We start from the raw sequence: 21,856 nt of genomic DNA on the forward strand, positions 1-21,856 counted from the left end.
CATGATGGCACAAGCCTGATTGTCGGTTTCGGGTAATCATGGGCGGGCACTAAGGTCGGCTGGCGATGGCACACCTGCTCGGGGGCGAAAACCTCCACTTGGAGTACCCCACCGGGGTGGTATTCGACTCCGTCACCGTCGGGGTGAGCGAGGGCGACCGGATAGGTATCGTCGGCCGCAACGGAGACGGAAAGTCGACCTTGCTGGGCCTGCTGGCCGGTTCGATCACCCCCGACGCCGGTCGCGTGACGCGCCGAGGCGGGATGCGGGTGGGCGCACTGGACCAGACCGACACACTCGACCCCGACCACACCGTGGGCTGGTCGCTGGTCGGCGAGCGGGCCGATCACGAATGGGCCGGCGACTCCAGGACCCGCGATGTGATTGCCGGGCTGGTGGGCGACATACCTTTCGGCGCCGTGATCCGCACGCTGTCGGGCGGGCAGCGCCGCCGCGTTCAGCTCGCCGCGCTGTTGATCGGCGACTGGGACGTCGTCGCGCTGGACGAACCCACCAACCATCTCGACATCCAGGGCATCACCTGGCTGGCCCAGCACCTCAAGCAGCGCTGGGCGGCCGGGTCCGGCGGGTTGCTGCTGGTCACCCACGACCGCTGGTTCCTCGACGAGGTGGCGACCGCGACCTGGGAGGTGCATCCGGCCGGGAACGGCCCCGGAAGCATCGTCGAGCCCTTCGAAGGCGGCTATGCCGCCTACGTGCTTCAGCGCTTGGAACGCGATCGTCAAGACGCGACAGCGGAGGCCAAGCGGCAGAACCTGATGCGCAAGGAGTTGGCGTGGCTTCGCCGGGGGGCGCCTGCGCGCACGTCCAAGCCGAAATTCCGGATCGATGCCGCGAACGCGCTGATCTCGGATGTGCCTCCGCTGCGCAACAGCGTCGAGCTGTCCCGGGCGGCAATGGCGCGCCTGGGTAAGGATGTCATCGACCTGCTCGACGTCTCGGTGACGTACCCGGGTTCGTCCGGTGATCGAGAAGTGTTGCGCGACATCGAATGGCGGATCGCGCCTGGCGAACGCACAGGCATTCTCGGAGCCAACGGGGCGGGTAAGTCCACCCTGCTCGGTCTGATCGCGGGTGCGGTGGAACCGACGACGGGTCGGGTCAAGCGGGGAAAGACCGTGCAGTTGGCCGTCCTGGATCAGGAATCCCGCGAGCTGGATCCGATTGCCGGCGACATGGTTCGCGAGGTGCTGGCGCGTCTACAGACCGCCTACCAGATCGACGGCAAAGACGTCACGCCCGCGCAGCTGCTCGAGCGGCTGGGCTTCGCCCGTGAGCACCTCTCCGCCCGCGTCGGCGAACTGTCCGGCGGCCAGCGACGGCGACTGCAGTTGATGCTCGTCCTGCTGTCGGAGCCGAACGTCCTCGTGCTCGATGAGCCGACCAACGACGTCGACACTGACATGCTGACCGCGACGGAGGATCTGCTCGATTCGTGGCCGGGCACCTTGATCGTGGTCTCGCACGACCGTTACCTGCTCGAGCGCATCACCGACCAGCAGTACGCGATTCTCGATGGTCGTCTGCGGCACCTTCCCGGCGGCATCGACGAGTACCTGCGGTTGTCGGAAACGCGACCGGTGACACCACTGCAGCAGTCCAAACCGGTCGCCACCGCAGGTCGGTCCGGTGCGCAGCAGCGCACCATCGAGAAGGAGATCGCCTCCATCGACCGGTCGCTGGCCAAACTCTCCGATCGAATCAGCGCCAAACACGACCAGATGGCGGCCCACGACCAGTCTGATCACGTTGGGCTGAGCCGATTGACCCGCGAACTACGAGATCTGGAAAGCCAAGTGGCCGAGCAAGAGTCACGCTGGATGGAGCTTTCAGAGCGTCTCGACAGCTAAGATGACCCGCATCGAGAAGCAACTGACCGAGCACGAAGAATCGCGTCGTCCGAGACAGCGGATGACGTATCTGCTGCGGCCGTTCGTCCTGTGCCTGCGGTACTGGCCGCAGCTGGCGGCGTGCTATCTGCTCGGGCTGCTGGGGCGGCGCGGCGCCATCGAGCTGGCGGCGTGGGTCGGCTACGACAACAACGTCTGGGTCGCGTTGATCATGCCGCTGGCCGGGCTGGCGCGTCTCGGGTCCTACGTCGCGATGTTCTTCGTACTGCGGCAGGCCATCCCGGCGCTGGCGGCGCTGCCGAGGCGGTCGGCGCGCCGCATCGATGTGTTCTCGACGGTCATCGTGCCGTTCTTCGCGATCTATCTGGCCTGGAAGCTGTTCGCCGAGGATTGGATCGCATTCCAGGCAACCGCCCTCGACTACCGGATCGGCGAGGCGATGGCGACGCCGGGAGCTGAGGTCCTGCGCCCGGAAACCCTTCCGGTCAGCACCGCCGCGTGGGCGTTGATCTTCGGTGCACTGGTTCTCCGCTATGCGCTCAGCCGATTCAAGGACCACCTGCCCGGATGGATGATCATGATCCGGGTCTATGTGGACGCCCTCTGGGTGTTTCTCGGCGTCAGCTTCGCGGCCAGCAAGGATCTGACCTTCTTCCTCAATCCCACCGGGTGGCTCGCCGAGCGGCGGATCGTGGTGTGGTTCAACGAGACCCGCGCCGACCTGTTCTCCCATCTGCGGCCGCTGGAAGTGCTCTGGGACACCGTCAGCTGGACCGTGTCGACGGTGTTCGGCGGCGCGACGATACCGCTGTTGTGGCTGGCCGTCGCGGCGATCGTCTATGGCGTGACGATGCCCGAGGACTGGCGGAGTGCAGCTCGGCGCCTCGCCGGCGAGCGTGCGGATCGGGTGTTCGACCGCGCGGCCCGGGACAAGCGTGTGCGTGAACGCCTCTCACGTCTGCCCGAGGTCCATCGCGACGAGGCGAAGGACTGGTTGCTGTCCCGATTGGGCAACTACCGGACCATCACCGACGCTGCGCGGCTGATCCTGCACGGCGGTGTGCTGGCCTTGTCGCTGTACGTGCTGGGCTATCTGGGGTTGGCGTGGCTCGACATGGCGGGCAGTTTCTACCGGCCGGAGGTGCGGGCCGGTTATCTGTTCCGCAGCGCGGCCTGGCTTCTGGAACCCGAGTCGCAGGCTTTCTGGAAGTTTGCGCAGCCCGCGCTCGTCTTCGTGTCGCACCTGATCATCGAACCGCTGCGGGTGTGTCTGATCGCCTCGACCGTGGCGTATTGCGTGGAGAACGTTCGACCGAAGGACGTCACAGCAGCATCCGCACCGTGATCTCGCCGTCGTGGGTGATGTCCATCGCGGTGGGCACGACGTCGTCGGGCAGCACGAAGCTGGACTGGATGCGACCCGGGCTGTCGCACAGGTTTTTCGTTCCCTCCGGGGGAAGGGACGTGAATCCGCCGCCCCCTTCCGCTTCCCAACGCCGTTCACCGTCGGTGAGGACGGCGGTGCAGTACCCCGGCCGTGGGGTCCCGGTCCAGTCGATGACGATCACGGTCAGCACCGTTCCCGCGGGCAGTGGCGGCCCGAAGCTCAGTGGGCTGCGGTTCATGTGACGGATCGAGACCAGCTCCCACGTCTGACCGTCGGCCGATCCGCTCTGGCCGTCGGGCACGATCAGCTGAGGCGTCACCGAGTTCCGATACGCCGACCACTCCGGTCCGAAATCGATGGCGACGAACGCACCGACGGTACAGGCGACGACGACGGCGCCGATGACGTTGCGCTGCCACAGTGCCGATACCCGCTTCACCGGGCACTCACCTCGGCCGGCGTCAGCTCGATGTCGTCTGCTCGCGCGATGCGGGAGTCGTCGACAGAGACATCGATGACCAACCGGGAAGCCAGGATGTCGCTGCCCGTCCATACTCGCAGCGTGATCGGTTCCGAGGCCCCGTCGGCGACCAGCGGTGCGGCGACGTCGAATACCCAGCTGCCGCGTTGGGTGATACCCGGGGCGATCTCGGCCCCCAGGGCCTCCATGAAGAAGCGGTCGGACGGGGTGTAGGAGTTGGGGCCGACGATCAGCTCGGCCCTCGGCAGCGCCGTGGAGTCGGTGGCCTCCAGCGTGGTGTCGACGACAACCCACTCACCGGCGGCCTGCACCGAATTGACTTGTGCGCCGATGCGTAGCGAGTTGACCGTCGCCACCACGGAGTGCCCCCGCACGGGCTGACCGGCTGCCCCATGGACATCGAAGGGGCCATAGAGATCGGTGGGCGTAGGCAGGTTGTGCCACACCAGCGCGGCGGCGGCCACGATGACGACCACGAGCGTGGACACCGCCGCTCCCCTGTGCACTCTCGGTGCCCTCACTTCGGTGCTCCCACGACCAGTTCGGTCACCCGGTAATCGCCGAGACTCTCCAGCCACTCCTTACCCCCGTAGGTCACCATGAGCTGCTGAAACTTCTTCTTCCACACCCGGATGGAGACGACGTCGCCAGGTTTCAGGGCATCGACCGGAACCGTCCAGGCGAAGACGAGCTGCTCGGTCAGTCCCGGGCCGAGGGTCTGAATCGGCGAGCCGTCCCGGAATCGGAAGGTGCCGAAGAACTCGCTCCCGGCCACGTCACGCAGGTCCAGCTCGTTACGCAGCCGCCCGGTCACCGTGCCGTCGTTGCGCAGCGTCGCGACCACCCCCAGGTAACGAATGCCCGGCTCGGCCGAACCATAGACCCGTCCGCCGCCCTCGATCGTGGGGACGAGCCTCGCTCGATCGACGGTGACGGAGTACTGCCCGTCGCTGAACTCTTCACCCGGCGCGAACGGCGTGGCCTTCGTGTCGACCGGATCGAGGCCCCCGAACAGGGCGGTGACCGCCAGGATCGCGGCCAGGCCGCCCTTCCACCATTGCCGCACCTTGCGCGCGGCCAGCCAGCGCCGCACCCGGGCCTGCCGGGAGGTGGCCACCGGCTGCGCACCGGCCTGGGCATCCATATCGGTGGATGTTAGCCGCGCAGTCGCAGCCGCAACCGGTCCGAGGTATCGCGCACCACGCTCAACTGCCTGGCGACCTGAATCGGCGCCGTGCCGCCGCGTGCATCGCGCGAGTTCACCGAACCTTCGGTGGTGAGCACGTCACGCACCTCGGGAGTCAGGTCGGGATGGATGCCTGCCAGTTCGGCGTCCTCGAGGTCTTCCAAGCCGACGCCGCGCGCCTCGGCCGCCCGGACGGCGGCGCCCGCCGCCTCGTGCGCCACCCGGAACGGCACTCCCCGACGGACCAGCCACTCGGCGACGTCGGTGGCCAGCGTGTACCCGAGCGGGGCGAGCTCGGCCATGCGGTCGACGTCGAAACGCAACGTCCCTACCAGGCCCGCCATAGCCGGCAGCACCATTTCCAGCTGCGCCACCGAGTCGAAGACCGGCTCCTTGTCCTCCTGCAGGTCTCGGTTGTAGGCCAGCGGCTGCGCCTTCAGCGTGGCCAGCAGGCCGGTGAGATTGCCGATCAGGCGTCCCGACTTACCTCGTGCGAGCTCGGCGATGTCGGGATTCTTCTTCTGCGGCATGATCGAACTGCCCGTGGACCAGGCGTCGTGCAGCGTCGCGTATCCGAATTCGGTGGTGCTCCACAGGATGATGTCCTCGGCCAGCCGGGACAGATCCACCCCGATCATCGTGAAGACGAACGCGGCCTCGGCCGCGAAGTCACGTGACGCAGTGGCGTCGATCGAATTCTCCGAGGCGGCATCGAAGCCCAACTCCTCGGCGATCGCGTCGGGGTCGAGGCCCAGCGAGGAGCCCGCCAGCGCGCCGGATCCGTACGGCGACACCGCGGCTCGCTTGTCGACGTCGGCGAGCCGGTCGACGTCGCGCAGCAGCGGGTGCGCGTGCGCGAGCAGGTGGTGGGCCAGCAGGATCGGCTGCGCCGACTGCAGATGGGTCTTCCCCGGCATGATCGCGGTGGGGTGCGCAGCGGCCTGGGTGGCCAGGGCGGCTACCACCTCGAGCGTCGCGTCGGCGACCCGGCGGATCGCGTCGCGCAGCCACATCCGGAACAGCGTGGCCACCTGGTCATTTCGCGACCGGCCCGCCCGCAGCCGGCCGCCGAGTTCGGCTCCGACGCGATCGATCAGGCCACGCTCCAGTGCGCCGTGCACGTCCTCGTCGGAGACGAGCGGTCCGAAGCTGCCGTCGGCGACATCGGCTCCGAGGCTGTCGAGGCCGGCGAGCAGCCCGTCGCGCTGCTCGTCGGTCAGCAGACCCGCGCGGTGCAGCACCCGGGCATGCGCCTTGGAGGCGACGACGTCATAGGGTGCCAGCACCCAGTCGAAGTGGGTCGACTTGCTGAGTGCGGCAAGGGCGTCGGCCGGGCCGTCGGCGAACCGGCCACCCCACAGCGAACCCTCGTTGGTGCTCACTACTTGCCCGCCAGGTCCCGCCGGGCCGACAGGCTCGACGACAGACCGTGCACGTGCACGAATCCCTTGGCCGAGGACTGGTCGAAGGTGTCGCCCTCGTCATAGGTCGCCAGGTTGAAGTCATACAGCGACTCGGCGCTGCGACGACCGTTCACCGCGATGTGGCCGCCGTGCAGCACCAGCCGGATCTCGCCGGACACATGCTCCTGGGTGTTGGCGACGAACGCCTCGAGCGCGGTCTTCAGCGGTGAGTACCAGAGGCCGTCGTAGACCAGCTCGCCCCATTTCTGGTCGGTGTTCCGCTTGAACCGGCCGAGTTCGCGTTCCAGCGTCACGTGCTCAAGCTCGGTGTGCGCGGTGATCAGGACCATCGCCCCGGGCGCCTCGTAGATCTCGCGGCTCTTGATACCGACCAGGCGGTCTTCGACGACGTCGAGACGGCCCACGCCCTGGGCGCCGGCGCGCTGGTTGAGTTGCTCGATGGCCTCCAAGACGGTCACCGGGTTGCCATCGATGGAGACCGGCACGCCCTTCTCGAATCCGACGATGACCTCGTCGGGGCTGCTCCAGTTGACCGTCGGATCCTCGGTGTAGTCGTAGACGTCCTTGGTCGGGGCATTCCAGAGATGTTCGAGGAAACCGGTCTCCACCGCGCGCCCCCACACGTTCTGATCGATCGAGAACGGCGAGCGCTTTGTGACGTTGATCGGGATGTCGTTCTGCTCGGCGAACGCGATTGCCTTCTCCCGGGTCCACGCATAGTCACGCACCGGCGCGAGAACCTCGAGATCGGGTGCCAGCGAGGCGAATCCGACCTCGAACCTCACCTGGTCGTTGCCCTTGCCGGTGCACCCGTGGGCGACGATCCCGCCTTTGTGTTCGCGAGCCGCGTCCACGAGGTGCTTGACGATCAGCGGCCTGCTCAGCGCGGACACCAGCGGGTAACGGTCCATGTAGAGGGCGTTGGACTGGATGGCCGGCAGGCAGTACTGCTCGGCGAACTCATCGCGGGCGTCGACGACGACGGCCTCCACGGCACCGCAGTCCAGGGCGCGCTGTCTGACGACCTCCATGTCCTCACCGCCCTGGCCGAGATCGATGGCGACCGCGACGACCTCACGGCCGGTCTCTTTGCCGATCCAGCTGATGGCTACCGAGGTGTCCAGGCCACCGGAATAGGCCAGGATGACGCGCTCGGACATAACGAAACTCCTTCTTTCGGTGGAACAATCAGGCTGTCAAGACTTGGAGAGGTGCTCGACGGTGGCCGCGAGTTCGGCGCCGGACATCGGTTCACGGGCAACCAGCAGGACCGTGTCGTCGCCGGCGATGGTGCCGACGACGTACGGCAGCGCGGCGCGGTCGATCGCGCTGGCCAGGTAGTGCGCTGCGCCGGGCGGGGTGCGCAGCACCGCGAGATTGCCGCTGGCATCGGTGGACACCAGCAGGTCGCCCAGCAGCCGCGTCACCCGTTCGGTGCCGCCTGCCACGCCGCGCACCGGGCTGCCGTCTTCGGGGACGACATACACGCCGACCCCGCCGTCGGCGCCGCGGAGTTTGACCGCGCCCAGCTCTTCGAGGTCACGCGACAGCGTGGCCTGTGTGACGTCGATGCCCTCGTTGGCCAGCAGCGTCGCCAGTTCTGTCTGACTGTGCACCGACTGGGCCGACAGCAGCGCGACAATGCGGGCCTGCCGTCCTGCGCGGGTGGTGGCTGCCGTCATTGCTCCAGCAACCAGACCAGCAGTGCCTTCTGAGCGTGCAGACGGTTCTCGGCCTCGTCCCATACCGCGCTCTGCGGTCCGTCGATGACCTCGTCGGTGATCTCGTGGCCGCGGTGCGCAGGAAGGCAGTGCAGAACAATGGCTTCCGAGTCTGCACGATTCATCAGGGCCGCATTGAGCTGGAACGGCCGGAAGGGCCGGACGCGGTCCAGTCCGTCGTTCTCCTGCCCCATCGACGTCCACGTGTCGGTCACCAGCACGTCGGCCCCGTCTGCTGCGCTGACCGGGTCGTCGGTGAGGGTCACGGTGGCACTTGTCTGGTGCGCGCGGGTCTCGGCTGCGGCGACGAACACCGGGTGGGGCTCGAAGCCGCGCGGTGCGGCGATGGTGACGTCGATTCCGGCGGTGACGCCGCCCAGCATCAGCGAGTGCGCCATGTTGTTGGCGCCGTCACCGAAGTAGCTGAGGCGCAATCCTTTCAGCGCGCCTTTGCGCTCGGCCAGGGTTTGCAGGTCGGCCAGCACCTGGCACGGGTGGAACTCGTCGGACAGCGCATTGACGATCGGGACGGTGGAACCCGTGGCCATCGCGGCCAGCCGTTCCTGGGCGAATGTGCGCCACACGATCGCATCGACGTAGCGCGACAGCACCGCTCCGGTGTCTTCGAGGGTCTCTTCGCGGCCCAGCTGGGTGCTGCGGCCGTCGACGACGACGGCGTGCCCGCCGAGTTGGGCGATGCCCATCTCGAAGGAGAAGCGGGTACGGGTGGAGTTCTTCTCGAAGATCACCGCGACTCCGCGGGGACCCTCAAGGGGGCGGCGGCTGAACGGGTTCTTCTTGAGATCGGCTGCGAGTGCGAGCACCTCGGCCTGCTCGGCAGGCGAGAGGTCGTCGTCGCGCAGGTAGTGCCGCGTCATGATCGCGCCTCGTCGAGGATCGCGGGCAGCGCCGACACGAATGCCTCGACCTGCGCCTCGGTGATCACCAGCGGGGGTGCCAGCCGGACGACATCGGGTGCGGCGGCATTGACCAGGAACCCGGCGTCGCGCGCGGCGGTTTCGACAGGCTTGGCCGCCTCTGCGGTGAGCACGATGCCCTGCAGCAGACCGCGGCCCCTCACGTGGTCGACCAGCGGGTGATGCAGCGCTTCGACTCCGTGGCTGATGGTCTTGCCGAGCACATCGGCCCGCTCGATCAGGTGTTCGTCGGCGAGCACCCCGAGGACCGCCAGGGCTGCGGCCGTACACACCGGGTTGCCGCCGAACGTGCTGCCGTGCAGCCCCGGAGTGAGCAGATCCGCGGTGGCGCCGATCGCCAGGCAGGCGCCGATCGGCAGGCCCCCGCCGAGACCCTTGGCGAGGGTGACGATGTCGGGGGTGATGCCGTCGTGCTGGTGGGCGAAGAACGCTCCGGTGCGCCCGACGCCGGTCTGAACCTCGTCGAGAACCAGCAGTGCCCCGTGCTCGGCGGTGATCTCGCGCGCGGCCACCAGATACCCGGCGGGCGGGACGACAACTCCGCCCTCACCCATGATCGGCTCGAGGAAGACTGCCGCGGTGTCGGCGTCGACAGCCGCCCGTAACGCCTCGACGTCCCCGTATGGCACGTGAGTGATGTCGCCCGGCAGCGGAGCGAACGGGGCCTGCTTGGACGGCTGGCCGGTCAGTGCGAGTGCGCCCATCGTGCGACCGTGGAACGCATTCTGTGCCGCAACAAGTTTGGTCCGACCGGTCAACCGGGTGATCTTGAAGGCGACCTCGTTGGCCTCGGCACCGGAATTGCAGAAGAACGCCCTGGCCGGCGAATCCAGAAGCCCCACAAGGGCTTCGGCGAGTGCGACCCCGGGCTCGGTGGCGTACAGGTTGGATGTGTGCCCGAGGGTCGTCATCTGGCGCGTCACCGCCTCGATGACCGCTGGATGGCCGTGGCCGAGGACGTTCACCGCGATGCCGCCGAGGAGATCGACGTAGGTCTTACCGTCGACATCGGTGACCACCGCGCCGTTCCCGCTGGCCAGCGCCAACGGTGGGGTTCCGTAGTTGTTCATCATCACTGCCGACCAGCGGTCCAACAGCGGAGTCGTGTTCGTCACGCCTGCACCACCTTCGTGCCTGCGCCCTCGTTGGTGAACAGTTCCACCAGCACACAGTGCTCCACGCGACCGTCGATCACGTGGGCGCCCGGGACGCCGCCGTTGATGGCGCGCAGACACGCCTCGATCTTGGGCACCATGCCCTCCTCCAGGGTCGGCAGCAGTTCGGTCAGTGCGGCGGAGTTGATCTGGCTGACCAGCGAGTCGCGATCCGGCCAGCTGGTGTACAGACCTTCGACGTCGGTGAGCATGAGCAGCTTCTCCGCCCCGAGAGCCTCGGCCAGCGCGGCCGCCGCGGTGTCGGCGTTGATGTTGTAGACCAGGCCGCCGTTGTCGGGCGCGATGGTCGACACGACGGGAATCCGTCCCGCGGCGATCAGGTCGAGCACGGCCGCGGTATTGACCTCGGCCACGTCACCGACCAGACCGATGTCGGTGGCAACACCGTCCACCAGGACGGTGCGGCGTACCGCGGTGAACAGGTGCGCATCCTCACCGGTGATACCCACGGCGTAGGGGCCGTGGGCGTTGATGAGGTTCACCAGCTCGCGGCCCACCTGGCCGAACAGCACCATCCGGGCGACCTCGAGGACCTCCGGGGTGGTGACGCGGAACCCGCCCTTGAAATCGCCTGCGATACCCAATTTCTTGAGCATGGCCGAGATCTGAGGCCCACCGCCGTGCACGACGACAGGGTGGATACCGCAGTTGCGCAGGAAGACCATGTCGGCGGCGAACGCGGCCTTGAGCCGGTCGTCGGTCATGGCATTGCCGCCGTACTTGACCACGACGATCTTCCCGTTGAGCGCGGTCAGCCACGGGAGTGCGTCGGCGAGTACCTGGGCTTTGTCGGTGGTGGTCCGCTCTTCGCGCGAGCGCTCATCGCCGGTCGTCACGCTCATGAGCTGTACGCCGAATTCTCTTCGACGTAGGCGTGCGACAGATCGGTGGTGCGGATCGACGCCGATCCCGATCCGACTCCGAGATCGACCACGACGGCGATGTCCTCACCCGACAGGTCGACCTCCCGCGCTCCTGCGGCCCCCACGCTGTCGATGCAGACGGGAAATCCGTTGAAAGACACGGTGATGCGTTCGGCATCGAGTGTGACGGGCGCCATGCCGACGGCGGCCAGTACCCGGCCCCAGTTCGGGTCCGAGCCGAACAGGGCCGTCTTGACCAGGCTGTCACGTGCGATCACCCGCGCGGCGGTCAGCGCGTCCTCTTCGCTGACGGCGCCGGTGACGGTGACCAGAATCCGCTTGGTGACACCCTCGGCGTCGGCCTGCAACTGGGCGCACAGATCGTCACACACCCGCAGCACGGCATCGTCGAGATCCTGCTGGGTGGGCGTGACCTCGCTGGCTCCCGAGGACAGCAGCAGTACCGTGTCGTTGGTCGAGCAGCTGCCGTCCACGTCCAGGCGGTCGAAGGTGCGCGAGACAGCTTGGCGCAGTGCGTGATCGAGCGCCTCGGGGCCGGCGACCGCGTCGGTGGTGATGACGCAGAGCATCGTCGCCAGCGACGGCGCCAGCATGCCCGCGCCCTTGGCCATCCCACCGACGGTCCACTTGTCGTCGTGATGCAGGGCGGCCTGCTTGGGAACCGTGTCGGTGGTCATGATGGCCCGTGCGGCGTCCTCGCCTCCGTTGAGGCCACCGGCCATCTCGTGCACGATCTCGGTCACGCCGGCCAGCATCCGGTCCATCGGCAGCCGGTCCCCGATCAACCCGGTGGAGCAGACGGCAACCTCGATCGCACCGGTCTCGGTTCCCCAGTCCGACAACGCTGATGCCACCGCCTCCGCGGTGGCGTGCGTGTCCTGGAAGCCACCGGGACCGGTGCAGGCGTTGGCGCCGCCGGAGTTGAGGATCACCGACCGCAACCGCCCGGTGGTGAGGACCTGCTGCGACCACAGCACCGGTGCGGCTTTGACCTTGTTGCGGGTGAACACGCCCGCGGCCGAGTAGTCGGGGCCCTCGTTGAACACCAGCGCGAGGTCCAGCTTGCCGGACGCCTTGATACCCGCGGCGATTCCGGTGGCCCGAAAACCGGCGGGCGCGGTCACACCCTGGGTACGCAACATCCGGCTCACGGGGCCACTCCCACCGTCGAGAGTCCTTCGGTCTCGGGCCAGCCGAGAGCGAGATTCATCGACTGCACGGCCGCGCCCCCCGTTCCTTTCGTCAGATTGTCGATGGCGGCGATCGCGATGAACGTCGAGGCGTCCTCGTCGACCGCGACCGCGAGCGCGGCGGCGTTGCTGCCGATCACCGACCCCGTCTTCGGCAACTGCCCTTCGGGCAGCAGGTGCACGAAAGGCTCGTTGGTGTAGGCCTTTTCGTATGCGGACCGCAATTGCGACACCGACGCGCCGGTGCGGGCCGTGCACGTGGCCAGGATTCCACGCGACGTGGGGATCAGTACCGGGGTGAACGACACGGTGACATCGGAGCCCGTCACCCCGCGCAGGCCCTGCGCGATCTCGGGCGTGTGCCGGTGCTTACCACCGATGTTGTACGCGCGTGCCGATCCGATGACCTCCGAACCGAGCAGGTCCACCTTGGCCGCTCGACCGGCGCCGGAGGTGCCGCTGACCGCGACGACGGTGACGGCGGGCTCGATGAGGCCTTCGGCGAGCGCAGGCCAGAGCGCGAGCAGCGCCGCGGTCGGGTAACAGCCCGGCACGGCGACCCGCGTGGCTCCCCTCAGTCGCTCGCGGCCGCCGGGCAATTCGGGCAGACCGTAGGGCCAGCTGCCCGCATGCTCGGAGCCGTAGAAGCGCTCCCAGTCGGCGGCATCGGTCAGCCGGAAGTCGGCGCCGCAGTCGATGATCAGGGTGTCGGGTCCGAGCTGTTCGGCGAGCGCGGCCGAATGCCCGTGGGGCAGCGCGAGGAAGACGACGTCATGGCCGCTGAGCACGTCGAGCTCGGTGGGCTCCAGCGTGCGGTCGGCGAGCGGCAGCAGATGGGGATGGTGGTCGGTCAACGCCGTCCCCGCACTGGCTGCGGCCGTCAGCGCGCCGATCGTGAGCCTGCCCTCGGCGTAGGCGGGGTGGCCGAGCAGCAGGCGAAGGATCTCTCCTCCGGCATATCCGCTGGCACCGGCGACTGCGACGGATGTCATGCACGCCATCCTGCATGTTTATGCACGAACTTGCAAACTCATTATGGGGCTGCTGTCGGTCGCGCCTCAACCGTGGCTGTGACCTGCGGTGACACGGTACTCCCCGTCGCATTCCCCTTGACGCGCCCGCGGTGCCGCTGCCACTGTCGGACACCACGACCGCCGCGAGACCGAGGGGGTGGCCATGCGTCAACGGGTCGCAGTGATCGGCGGCGGCATCGTCGGCGTGGCTGTCGCCAGGGAGCTGTTGCACCGACAACCCGATGCCGACGTGACGGTGTACGAGAAGGAAGACCGCCTCGCCGCGCACCAGACGGGACGCAACAGCGGCGTCGTTCACGCCGGGCCGTACTACCCACCGGGTTCAGCCAAAGCGCTGCTGTGCCGTCGCGGCGTCGGCCTGCTGGAGGAGTACTGCGCTCAGCACGCCATCACGCGCATCGTGTGCGGCAAGGTGCTCGTCGCGCTCGACGAGGCGGACCGCTCGCGGCTGGCGGGCATCGAGGAGCGCGCCCTCGCCAACGGGGTGCCCGGCGTCCGGACCATCGGCGCGGCTGAACTCCGCGAGTTGGAGCCGCACGTCCGCGGCGTCGCCGCACTGCACTCCCCCTCGACGTCGATCGTCGACTTCGCCGAGGTGACCCGCTCACTGGCCGCCGACGCGGCGTCCGACGGCGCGGAGATCCTGCTCGGTCACGAGGTCACCGGCATGCGGCTTCGGGCGACGCAGGTGGTGGTCAGCTGGCGCACCGCCGAGGGCGCAGGCGAGCAGGCGTACGACCGGGTGATCGCCTGCGGCGGTCTGCAGAGCGACCGGCTCGCCGAGATGGCGGGCGACGGACCGGATCCGGTGATCATGCCGTTCCGCGGCGAGTACTACGCCCTCAAGCCTCACCGGCGCGGACTCGTCAACGGTCTGGTGTATCCGGTGCCCGACCCCCGCTATCCCTTTCTCGGCGTTCATGTCACGCCGCGCGTGGACGGTGAGGTGCTGATCGGTCCGAACGCCGTGCTGGCGCTGGCGCGTGAGGGCTACACCTGGAAGAACGTGTCGCCGTCGGATCTGGCATGCATCGCACGCACACCGGCGTTCTGGCGATTCGCGCGCCAGCACTGGCGGACCGGTATCAGCGAGATGGCCGGCTCGCTCAGCAAGAAGCGGTTCGTCGCGGCGGCCCGCGCCTACGTTCCCGAACTGGCCGATGACGACGTGGTGCCCGGCACCGCGGGGGTCCGCGCCCAGGCACTCGATGCCGACGGCGGGCTGGTCGACGATTTCCGCATCAGCGTCCGTGACCGCATCGTGGTGCTGCGCAACGCCCCGTCCCCCGCGGCCACCTCCGCCATGGCCATTGCCGAACACGTCGTGTCGATTCTGGCGGGTCGGGCGTGAAACCGATTGCGGACAACAGTCTCTGGGGAGTATTGGCCACCCCGTTCGACGAACTCCTCGCCGTCGACCACGATTCGCTGCGTGCCGAGGTGGCGTCGTTCGCCGGCGACGGCGGACTCCGTCGCGCGCACCGTCGCGGCCGACGCGCTGCACCGGCTGCGCCCGCGGAACTGCTCAGCTTCCATGCGGTGCAAACTCGGCACGGGCCTGGCGTCGCTGACCAACCCGGTGCGCTGATTCAGCGGCACACTCAGCGGCGTTGTACCGCTCCCACCTGGGTCTCTGCCAGCGCGACCGCAGCATCGCGGGCGGCGCTGGCCTCCTCTTCGGTGAGCGTGCGGTCGGGTGCGCGGAATCGCAGCGCCAGAGCCAGTGACTTGCGGCCGTCCCCGATCTGGGGGCCTGTGTAGACGTCGAAGATCCGCACGTCCTCGAGCAGCTCACCGGCCCCGGACCTGACCGCATCGACCACCGCCTGCGCGGCGACGTCGTCATCGACGATGAGCGCGATGTCCTGAAAGACCGCCGGGAACGGCGAAACACCGGGCGCGGGCAGCCTTTCGGTCAACGGCACCGCGTCCAGGTCGATCTCCACGGCGCACATCCCCTTCGGCAGACCCGACCGCTCCACCACAGAGGGATGCAGCTGACCCGCATGCCCGACGACGGTGGATCCCACCAGCACTTCGGCGCACCGGCCGGGATGCCACGGTAGGTACTGCGCAGCACGCAGGGTGAATTCGACACCTGCAGCACGCCCGATGACGCGCACCGCCTCGAAGGCGTCGGCGGCCTCCACCCTCCGTCCGGCGCCCCAGGGTCCCGCGGGTTCGCGCAGACCGGCGAGCACCGCCCCGACGTGCTGGGGTTGGCGGGGCAGCGATGCATCCAGCGTGGCGATCTCCTCGGCGGTTGGCCTGCGGTCGTTGGGGATGCGCTCGATCGCTCTGGTCTCGGCTGTCGGCTCCACCACCTGGGCGATCGCGAACAACGCGGTATCGACGGCGCCGCGGGAGACGTTGCGGCTCAACGCCTCCAGCAATCCGGGCAGCAATGTGGTGGCCAGGTGCGGCCGATCCGACTCGAGCGGGTTGAGCACCTGGGTGGTGGCCCGCCGCGGGTCATCGGCAGGCAGGCCCCACTGATCGAACACGGTTGCGGCCAGGAACGGCGTCGGCAGGATCTCCACGAATCCCTGCAGCGCCAGCGATTTCCCGACTGCGCGCCGACGCTTCTGGGTGGCTGTCAGTCCGCGTCCGGCGGGGGCGGTGGGCAGCACCGAGGGAATCACGTCGAGCCCCTCGAGGCGCATCACCTCCTCGATAAGGTCGGCGGGTTGCCGGATATCGGGACGCCAGCTCGGCGGCGTGGCGGTCACCCGTCCACCGTCGATCTCGACCGTGGCGCCGATCTGGTTCAGTCGCTTCTGAGTCGCACCAGCGGGGTAGTCCACGCCCGCGGTGCGATCGGGCAGATCGAGGGGCATGCTGACCGGAGTGTGGGACCAGTCGTCGCGTGGCGGATCCCCGCGCCAGTCGGTGAGCGTGGAATCCACTGTGCCACCTGCGATATCGGCGAGAAGGGCCGCACAGCGGTCCAGCGCTGCCACTGACACGGCGGGGTCGACGGTGCGCTCGTAGCGGCGGCCAGCTTCGCTGTGCAGACGCAGCCGTCGCTGGGTGCGTGACACCGCAGCGGGATCCCAGACCGCGGCCTCCAGCAGGACATCGGTGGTGCTGTCACGAACCTCGGTGGTTCCGGCGCCCATGACGCCGCCGATCGCGGCGGTCGCAACGTCGTCGACGATCAGGACGTCGGCAGGATCGAGCTTGCGGGTGACATCGTCGAGCGTGACGACAGTCTCCCCCGGTTCGGCGAACCGGACCGTGAAACCACCGGTGATCAGGCTGCGGTCGTGGGCATGCATGGGGTGGCCGAGCTCAAGCATGACGTAGTTGGTCACATCGACGGCCGGGGAGATCGCACGGATTCCGCTGAGCAGCAGTCGCCGCTGGATCCACCAGGGCGACACCGCCTTCGGATCGATGCCGGTGACCGGTCGCAAGCCGAACCGCTGCACGCCGGTACCGGGTTCGATGGTCACCGGCAGTGCATCGCCGTCGGCGGGCAGCGGGGTGACCCGGGCCGGGTCGAAGGCGGGATCGACGAACTCGAGGTCATAGGCGTTGGCGATCTCGCGGGCCATCCCGCGGACCGACAGGCAGTAGCCGCGGTCGGGGGTGATGGCGAGGTCGAACACCACATCGTCGAGACCGAGCACCTCGGAAGCGGGAGTCCCCGGTTCGGCGGTGCCCGGTGGCAGCACGAGGATGCCCGAGTGGTCGGCGCCCAGGTTGAGCTCCGAGACCGAGCAGATCATGCCGTCGGAGGTGCGGCCGTACGTCTTGCGGGTGGCGATCGTGAAATCGCCGGGCAGAACGGTACCGGGCAGTGCCACAACCACGAGATCGCCTACCGCGAAGTTGGTTGCCCCGCAGACGATGTCGCGCGGCTGGCCGTCGAGGTTCTGCGATCCGACGTCCACTTTCACCGCGCGGATCGGCTTCTTGAACTCGGTCAGCTCGTCGATCTCGGTGACACGGCCCACGGTGAGCGGGCCGGTGACAGGTCCGACCGGGATGATGTCCTCGACTTCGTGCCCGATGCGGATCAGCGCATGTTCGAGATCTTCGGGAGACACGTCCCAGCCCGGTGCGCCGGCCTGCACGATCTCACGCAGCCAGCTGTACGGAAGGCGCATCAGGCTCCCACCCCGAACGGCAGCGAGAAGCGCACATCGCCCTCCACCATGTCCCGCATGTCAGGGATGCCGTTGCGGAATTGCAGTGTCCGTTCCAGGCCCATGCCGAATGCGAAGCCCGAGTACACCTCGGGATCGATGCCGCACGCGCGCAGCACATTCGGATTGACCATTCCGCAGCCGCCCCATTCCACCCAGCCGGGCCCGCCCTTCTTGTTGGGGAACCAGATGTCGACCTCGGCCGACGGCTCGGTGAACGGGAAGAAGTGCGGGCGGAACCGGGTCCGTCCCTGGGGGCCGAATTCGGCGCGGGCGAACGCGTCGAGTGTGCCCCGCAGATTCGCCATCGTCAGGTTCTTGTCCACGGCGAGACCCTCGACCTGATGGAAGACCGGTGTGTGCGTGGCGTCGAGTTCGTCGGTGCGGAAGGTGCGCCCGATCGAGATGATGTACACCGGCAGGTCACGTTCGAGCAGCGCCCGGATCTGGACCGGCGAGGTATGGGTGCGCAGGACCTGGCGCGACCCGTCGGGAGCGACGTGGAACGTGTCCTGCTCGCTGCGGGCCGGGTGGTCGGGCGGGAAGTTCAGCGCGTCGAAGTTGAACTGCTCGGTCTCGACCTCGGGGCCTTCGGCCAATTCCCAGCCCATCGCGATGAAGGTGTCGGCGACGTGCTCGGCCAGGATCGTGATCGGATGGCGGGCTCCGACAGGCTGGCGCGTGGAGGGCAGCGTGACGTCGATGCGCTCGGCCACCAGCACCGCCGCGTCGCGCTCGGCGCGAAGGATGGCCAGTCGCTCGTCGTAATGGCCCTGCGCCTGCGTGCGCACGACGTTGACCCGCTTACCTGCGTCGGCGCGCTCCACCTTGGGCAACGACCCGAGCGCCTGCCGCGCGAGCGCGATCGGCGAACGGTCACCGAGGTGCTCGGTCTTGGCCGTGGCGAGCTCGTCGAGGGTTGCGGCCCGATCGAAGGCACGCCGGGCTGCGCTGACCGCTTCGGCCAGCGCTTCGTCTGTCAGGTCCACTGGCTGATCAGCCACCCGGCGATCATAAGGGATACCTTCGCAGCCACTTCGCCTGCATTTGATGCGCTGCGGCGATACCCTCGCGCGGTGTTGATCCGGCCCCTGCTCGTCGGCGCACTGTGGATGCTGGCCGCGGCAGCCCTGGCCGCGGCGTTCACGCATCGCCCGGCATGGGTGGTGGCCGCCGTGGTGCTGGCGGGGTTGGCGCTGCTGGGCACGTGGGACCTGGTTCAGAAGCGGCACACGATCCTGCGGGTCTATCCGATCCTGGGGCACGTCCGGTTCCTGATGGAGCTGATCCGGCCCGAGATACGGCAGTACTTCATCGAGTCCAACACCGAGGCCACGCCGTTCGACCGCGAGACCCGCGACATGGTCTACGAGCGCGCCAAGGGCACCAAGGGCGACGAACCGTTCGGGACCGAGCGCGACGTCAACGCGCTCGGGTACGAGTTCCTGCGGCACTCGCTGCGCGCGCGCTTCGCCGACGAGCTCGACCCGCGGGTCCGGCTGGGGGGCCCGGACTGCCTCAAGCCCTACGACATCGCCGTGCTCAACGTGTCGGCCATGAGCTTCGGGGCGCTGTCGGCGAACGCGATCGAAGCGCTCAACGCGGGGGCGTATCGCGGGGGGTTCGCGCACGACACGGGCGAGGGCGGCATCAGCCCGTACCACTTGCGCGGCGGCGGCGATCTGATCTGGGAGATCGGTTCGGGCTACTTCGGCTGCCGGGACGCCGACGGGCGGTTCGATCCGGTTGCGTTCGCGGACAAGGCGTTACTACCCACGGTCAAGGCCGTGTCGGTGAAGTTGTCCCAGGGCGCCAAGCCCGGCCTCGGTGGGGTCCTGCCCGGCGCCAAGGTCAGTCCGGAGATCGCAGCGACACGCGGGGTGCCGGTGGGCCGCACGGTGGTGTCACCACCTGCGCACAGCGCGTTCTCCACCCCGGTCGAGTTCGCGCAGTTCATCGGCCGGCTGCGCGAGCTGTCCGGCGGCAAGCCGGTCGGGTTCAAGCTGTGTGTCGGTGCCCGCACGGAGTTCCTGTCGATATGCAAGGGGTTCCTGGAGACGGGTATCTCCGCGGACTTCGTCATCGTCGACGGCGGGGAGGGTGGAACCGGTGCCGCACCGCAGGAATTCGAGGACCACATCGGGATGCCACTGACCGAGGGACTGATGCTCGTCCACAACAGCCTGGTCGGCACGGGGCTGCGAGACCGGATCAAGGTGGGCGCCTCGGGCAAGGTGGCCAGTGGCGTCGACATCGTCAGCCGGATCTGCCAGGGCGCGGACTTCACGATGTCCGCACGGGCGATGATGTTCGCGGTCGGTTGCATCCAGGCGCTGAAGTGCAACACCAACCACTGCCCGACGGGGGTGGCGACCCAGGACCCGGTCCGGGCGAAGGCACTCGACGTGGCGGACAAGACCGTGCGGGTGTACAACTTCCAGCGCGCGACGGTGGCCAGCGCCGCCCAGATCGTCGCGTCGATGGGCCTGGCCGGATTCCACGAACTGTCTCCCGCGATGCTGAATCGCCGCATCGAGGGACAGCGGACGCAAACCTACGCCGAGATCTACGACTGGCTGATGCCGGGCGAACTTCTCCAGGACCCGCCAGACTCATGGCTGTCCGACTGGATCGAGGCGTCCGCCGAGGAGTTTCGATGAGCCGCTCGACGGCGTGGCTGGCCACGATGGCCACGCTGACGTGTGTCACGGCGTGCGCGTCGGAACCCGCGTCGCACGACACCGACGGCTGGTCGGCCGACGGATCAGAACAGGCGGTGGCCGAGGTGATCGACAAGGTCACCACATTCCCCACCCGACTGGACCCCCGCATCTGGGATGGCATGCAGATGAAGCCGGACATCCGGGAGGCGACGCTGCGTGTCATCGACCGCATCGTCGCCGACACAGGTCTCGAGCTCGCCATCGACGGGATCGACCTGTTCGGCAGCAACGCCTCCTACGAGTACGACGATGCCTCCGACTTCGGCGTACACGTGTTCGTCAGCTCCCCGTCCATGACGTCCGGCGATCTGGCGGCGGTGCTGAGCGTGCTCAACAGCGAGGTGGAACATCGCCAGGCGAATCACGTCACGTTCTACGGCGTACCGGCCGAGGTGACCTTCCACAGTGAGCGCACCGGTAGCTACCGGCCCGCACCCGGAATCGGTCAGTATTCGATCTCCGAAGGGCGCTGGGTCACCACGCCGGTGCAACAGCCCGACAACTTCGACCGCACCCAGATGGCGGTCGACATCACGGGTTTCATCGACAAGTACAACGACCTCGTGTCGACCTATCGGCAGGGCAAGGTGGGTTTCGACTGTTCGCGGTTCGCCGCGCTCGACGACGAGATGGGCGCCTACCGCGACGCCGGGTTCGCCGAAGGGCTGGGCAGTCGGTCCACTCAGAGCCTCTCGTACCGGGCGCTGCGACGGCTCAATGTCAGCGTTCCCGACATGGTCGACACCGTGGAGGACGAGTGCACGTTCGTCAACGAGTCAGTGGCGGTGCGGTGAGCACATGATCCGTTCCGTTGGGCGTACGGGGCCGTTCAAGGTCGCGGCGCGGGTGTCGTGGGCACTGCGCTTCACCCTGCTCGCGATCGTGGCGGTGGCCGCGGTGATGGTGCCGATCCCCGACCAGATTCAGGATGAGAACGCCACGGCCGTACTGTCCGTCCTCGGCATCGGCGCCACGATCTTCATCGGTTTCCGCAACACCACCGCGTACAACCGCTGGTGGGAAGCGCGCACGCTGTGGGGCGCCGTCATCATCAACTGCCGCGCCCTGGACAACGCGTTGGCCAGTGTCGACGACGGGTCCGACACCATGGCCACCGTGCTGGACCGGATGCGTCGCCGCCAGGTGCGGCACGCCTGGCGCCTGGCCGCCGAGCTACGCGGCGTCGAGCCGCCGGCCGGCGTCAGCGACCTCACCCCCGAAGACCCTGCCGACGCCGACGCCACCATGCTGCTGACCCAGCAGGCGCGTGACGTGCGGGCACTGTCGGACGCGGACCGACTGGATCCCCAGGGCCTGGTGATGCTGATGTCGTTGAACACCGCTCTGGTCACCGCGCAGAGCGGCCTGGAACGGATTCGCAACCAACCCATTCCGGTCCACTACGACCTCTTCATTCGGCTGCTCGCCTGGTTCTTCGGAATCATGGTGTTCAACCGGCTCGACGCCACCAGCCATCACCTGTGGAGCATCGCCATCGGCCTGCTGGTGATGAGCGTGTTCATCATCGCCGAACGGCTCGGGCACTTCATCGAGGTGCCCATGAACAACACCGTCTTCGATCTGCCGATGTTCCGCTTCTGCACCACCATCACCGGCAACCTTCTCGGCAACGGTCATCCGCTGGCCCGAGCCCGGGAAGACGCACGCGCCACCGTCTGGATGTAGGGCGA

General features: G+C 68.0%; 20 protein-coding genes. 7 read left to right on the forward strand and 13 right to left on the reverse strand.

The window, feature by feature from the left end; genetic code table 11:
* The first annotated feature begins 65 nt into the window (after window positions 1–65).
* A complete protein-coding gene (locus EL337_RS15650; RefSeq protein WP_048631195.1) occupies window positions 66–1,871 on the forward strand; it encodes an ABC-F family ATP-binding cassette domain-containing protein in 1,806 nt (601 codons plus the stop codon).
* A gap of 1 nt (window position 1,872) precedes the next feature.
* Entirely contained in the window at window positions 1,873–3,216 is a 1,344-nt protein-coding gene (locus tag EL337_RS15655) for a hypothetical protein (RefSeq protein ID WP_232786734.1), read from the forward strand.
* Here the strand turns inward: EL337_RS15655 and EL337_RS15660 are convergent.
* From EL337_RS15660 to argC, 11 genes are read right to left on the reverse strand one after another with little or no spacing between them, the layout of a single operon-like run.
* Window positions 3,194–3,697: a hypothetical protein gene (locus EL337_RS15660; RefSeq protein WP_048631196.1), complete on the reverse strand. Its 504-nt coding sequence runs from the start codon at window positions 3,695–3,697 to the stop codon at window positions 3,194–3,196. The two genes, EL337_RS15655 and EL337_RS15660, sit on opposite strands and share 23 nt — an antisense overlap.
* Window positions 3,694–4,227: a hypothetical protein gene (locus tag EL337_RS15665; protein WP_232786735.1), complete on the reverse strand. Its 534-nt coding sequence runs from the start codon at window positions 4,225–4,227 to the stop codon at window positions 3,694–3,696. Before EL337_RS15665 ends, EL337_RS15660 begins: the two co-directional genes overlap by 4 nt.
* A 29-nt stretch (window positions 4,228–4,256) precedes the next feature.
* Window positions 4,257–4,883, reverse strand: coding sequence for a hypothetical protein (locus tag EL337_RS15670; protein ID WP_048631198.1), 627 nt, complete (start codon window positions 4,881–4,883; stop codon window positions 4,257–4,259).
* Between the two features lie 11 nt (window positions 4,884–4,894).
* Window positions 4,895–6,307 (reverse strand): argininosuccinate lyase, encoded by a 1,413-nt coding sequence (argH, locus tag EL337_RS15675; protein WP_048631199.1) that lies wholly within the window; start codon window positions 6,305–6,307, stop codon window positions 4,895–4,897.
* Window positions 6,307–7,509 (reverse strand): argininosuccinate synthase, encoded by a 1,203-nt coding sequence (locus EL337_RS15680; RefSeq protein WP_048631200.1) that lies wholly within the window; start codon window positions 7,507–7,509, stop codon window positions 6,307–6,309. The genes argH and EL337_RS15680 overlap by 1 nt, the downstream gene beginning before the upstream one ends.
* 36 nt (window positions 7,510–7,545) lie before the next feature.
* Window positions 7,546–8,031 carry an arginine repressor gene (locus EL337_RS15685; RefSeq protein WP_048631201.1) on the reverse strand — a complete coding sequence of 162 codons (486 nt, stop codon included), beginning with the start codon at window positions 8,029–8,031 and terminating at the stop codon, window positions 7,546–7,548.
* Window positions 8,028–8,948, reverse strand: a complete 921-nt coding sequence (gene argF / locus EL337_RS15690) for an ornithine carbamoyltransferase (protein ID WP_048631202.1) — start codon at window positions 8,946–8,948, stop codon at window positions 8,028–8,030. The genes EL337_RS15685 and argF overlap by 4 nt, the downstream gene beginning before the upstream one ends.
* Window positions 8,945–10,081, reverse strand: a complete 1,137-nt coding sequence (locus EL337_RS15695) for an acetylornithine transaminase (RefSeq protein ID WP_048631295.1) — start codon at window positions 10,079–10,081, stop codon at window positions 8,945–8,947. The genes argF and EL337_RS15695 overlap by 4 nt, the downstream gene beginning before the upstream one ends.
* Before the next feature lie 38 nt (window positions 10,082–10,119).
* Window positions 10,120–11,025 (reverse strand): acetylglutamate kinase, encoded by a 906-nt coding sequence (argB, locus tag EL337_RS15700; protein WP_048631203.1) that lies wholly within the window; start codon window positions 11,023–11,025, stop codon window positions 10,120–10,122.
* On the reverse strand, window positions 11,022–12,209 hold the full coding sequence (gene argJ / locus EL337_RS15705) for a bifunctional glutamate N-acetyltransferase/amino-acid acetyltransferase ArgJ (RefSeq protein WP_048631204.1): 1,188 nt from the start codon (window positions 12,207–12,209) through the stop codon (window positions 11,022–11,024). The genes argB and argJ overlap by 4 nt, the downstream gene beginning before the upstream one ends.
* 5 nt (window positions 12,210–12,214) lie before the next feature.
* Complete coding sequence (gene argC, locus EL337_RS15710; RefSeq protein WP_197724114.1) at window positions 12,215–13,258, reverse strand: N-acetyl-gamma-glutamyl-phosphate reductase; 1,044 nt, start codon at window positions 13,256–13,258, stop codon at window positions 12,215–12,217.
* A 175-nt stretch (window positions 13,259–13,433) separates the two neighbouring features.
* On the opposite strand from argC, the gene lhgO reads away from it, so the two are divergent.
* Together lhgO and EL337_RS28755 are read left to right on the forward strand one after the other, a co-directional pair.
* Entirely contained in the window at window positions 13,434–14,642 is a 1,209-nt protein-coding gene (lhgO, locus tag EL337_RS15715; protein ID WP_048631297.1) for an L-2-hydroxyglutarate dehydrogenase, read from the forward strand.
* 81 nt (window positions 14,643–14,723) lie between these two features.
* A complete protein-coding gene (locus EL337_RS28755; RefSeq protein WP_157866297.1) occupies window positions 14,724–14,879 on the forward strand; it encodes a hypothetical protein in 156 nt (51 codons plus the stop codon).
* Between the two features lie 13 nt (window positions 14,880–14,892).
* On the opposite strand, the gene pheT is transcribed toward EL337_RS28755, so the two are convergent.
* Together pheT and pheS are read right to left on the reverse strand one after the other, a co-directional pair.
* A complete protein-coding gene (gene pheT / locus EL337_RS15720) occupies window positions 14,893–17,403 on the reverse strand; it encodes a phenylalanine--tRNA ligase subunit beta (protein ID WP_048631205.1) in 2,511 nt (836 codons plus the stop codon).
* A complete protein-coding gene (pheS, locus tag EL337_RS15725) occupies window positions 17,403–18,446 on the reverse strand; it encodes a phenylalanine--tRNA ligase subunit alpha (protein WP_048631206.1) in 1,044 nt (347 codons plus the stop codon). The genes pheT and pheS overlap by 1 nt, the downstream gene beginning before the upstream one ends.
* Before the next feature lie 75 nt (window positions 18,447–18,521).
* Here pheS and EL337_RS15730 point away from each other — a divergent pair, with 75 nt between their 5' ends.
* From EL337_RS15730 to EL337_RS15740, 3 genes are read left to right on the forward strand one after another with little or no spacing between them, the layout of a single operon-like run.
* Window positions 18,522–20,102 carry an FMN-binding glutamate synthase family protein gene (locus EL337_RS15730; RefSeq protein ID WP_048631298.1) on the forward strand — a complete coding sequence of 527 codons (1,581 nt, stop codon included), beginning with the start codon at window positions 18,522–18,524 and terminating at the stop codon, window positions 20,100–20,102.
* Window positions 20,099–20,959: a hypothetical protein gene (locus tag EL337_RS15735; protein ID WP_048631207.1), complete on the forward strand. Its 861-nt coding sequence runs from the start codon at window positions 20,099–20,101 to the stop codon at window positions 20,957–20,959. Before EL337_RS15730 ends, EL337_RS15735 begins: the two co-directional genes overlap by 4 nt.
* Window positions 20,960–20,963: 4 nt before the next feature.
* Window positions 20,964–21,851, forward strand: a complete 888-nt coding sequence (locus EL337_RS15740) for a bestrophin family protein (RefSeq protein WP_048631208.1) — start codon at window positions 20,964–20,966, stop codon at window positions 21,849–21,851.
* Window positions 21,852–21,856: the final 5 nt, after the last annotated feature.

The sequence above is a fragment of the Mycolicibacterium aurum genome (assembly GCF_900637195.1).
GTDB classification, from domain to species: Bacteria; Actinomycetota; Actinomycetes; order Mycobacteriales; family Mycobacteriaceae; genus Mycobacterium; species Mycobacterium aurum.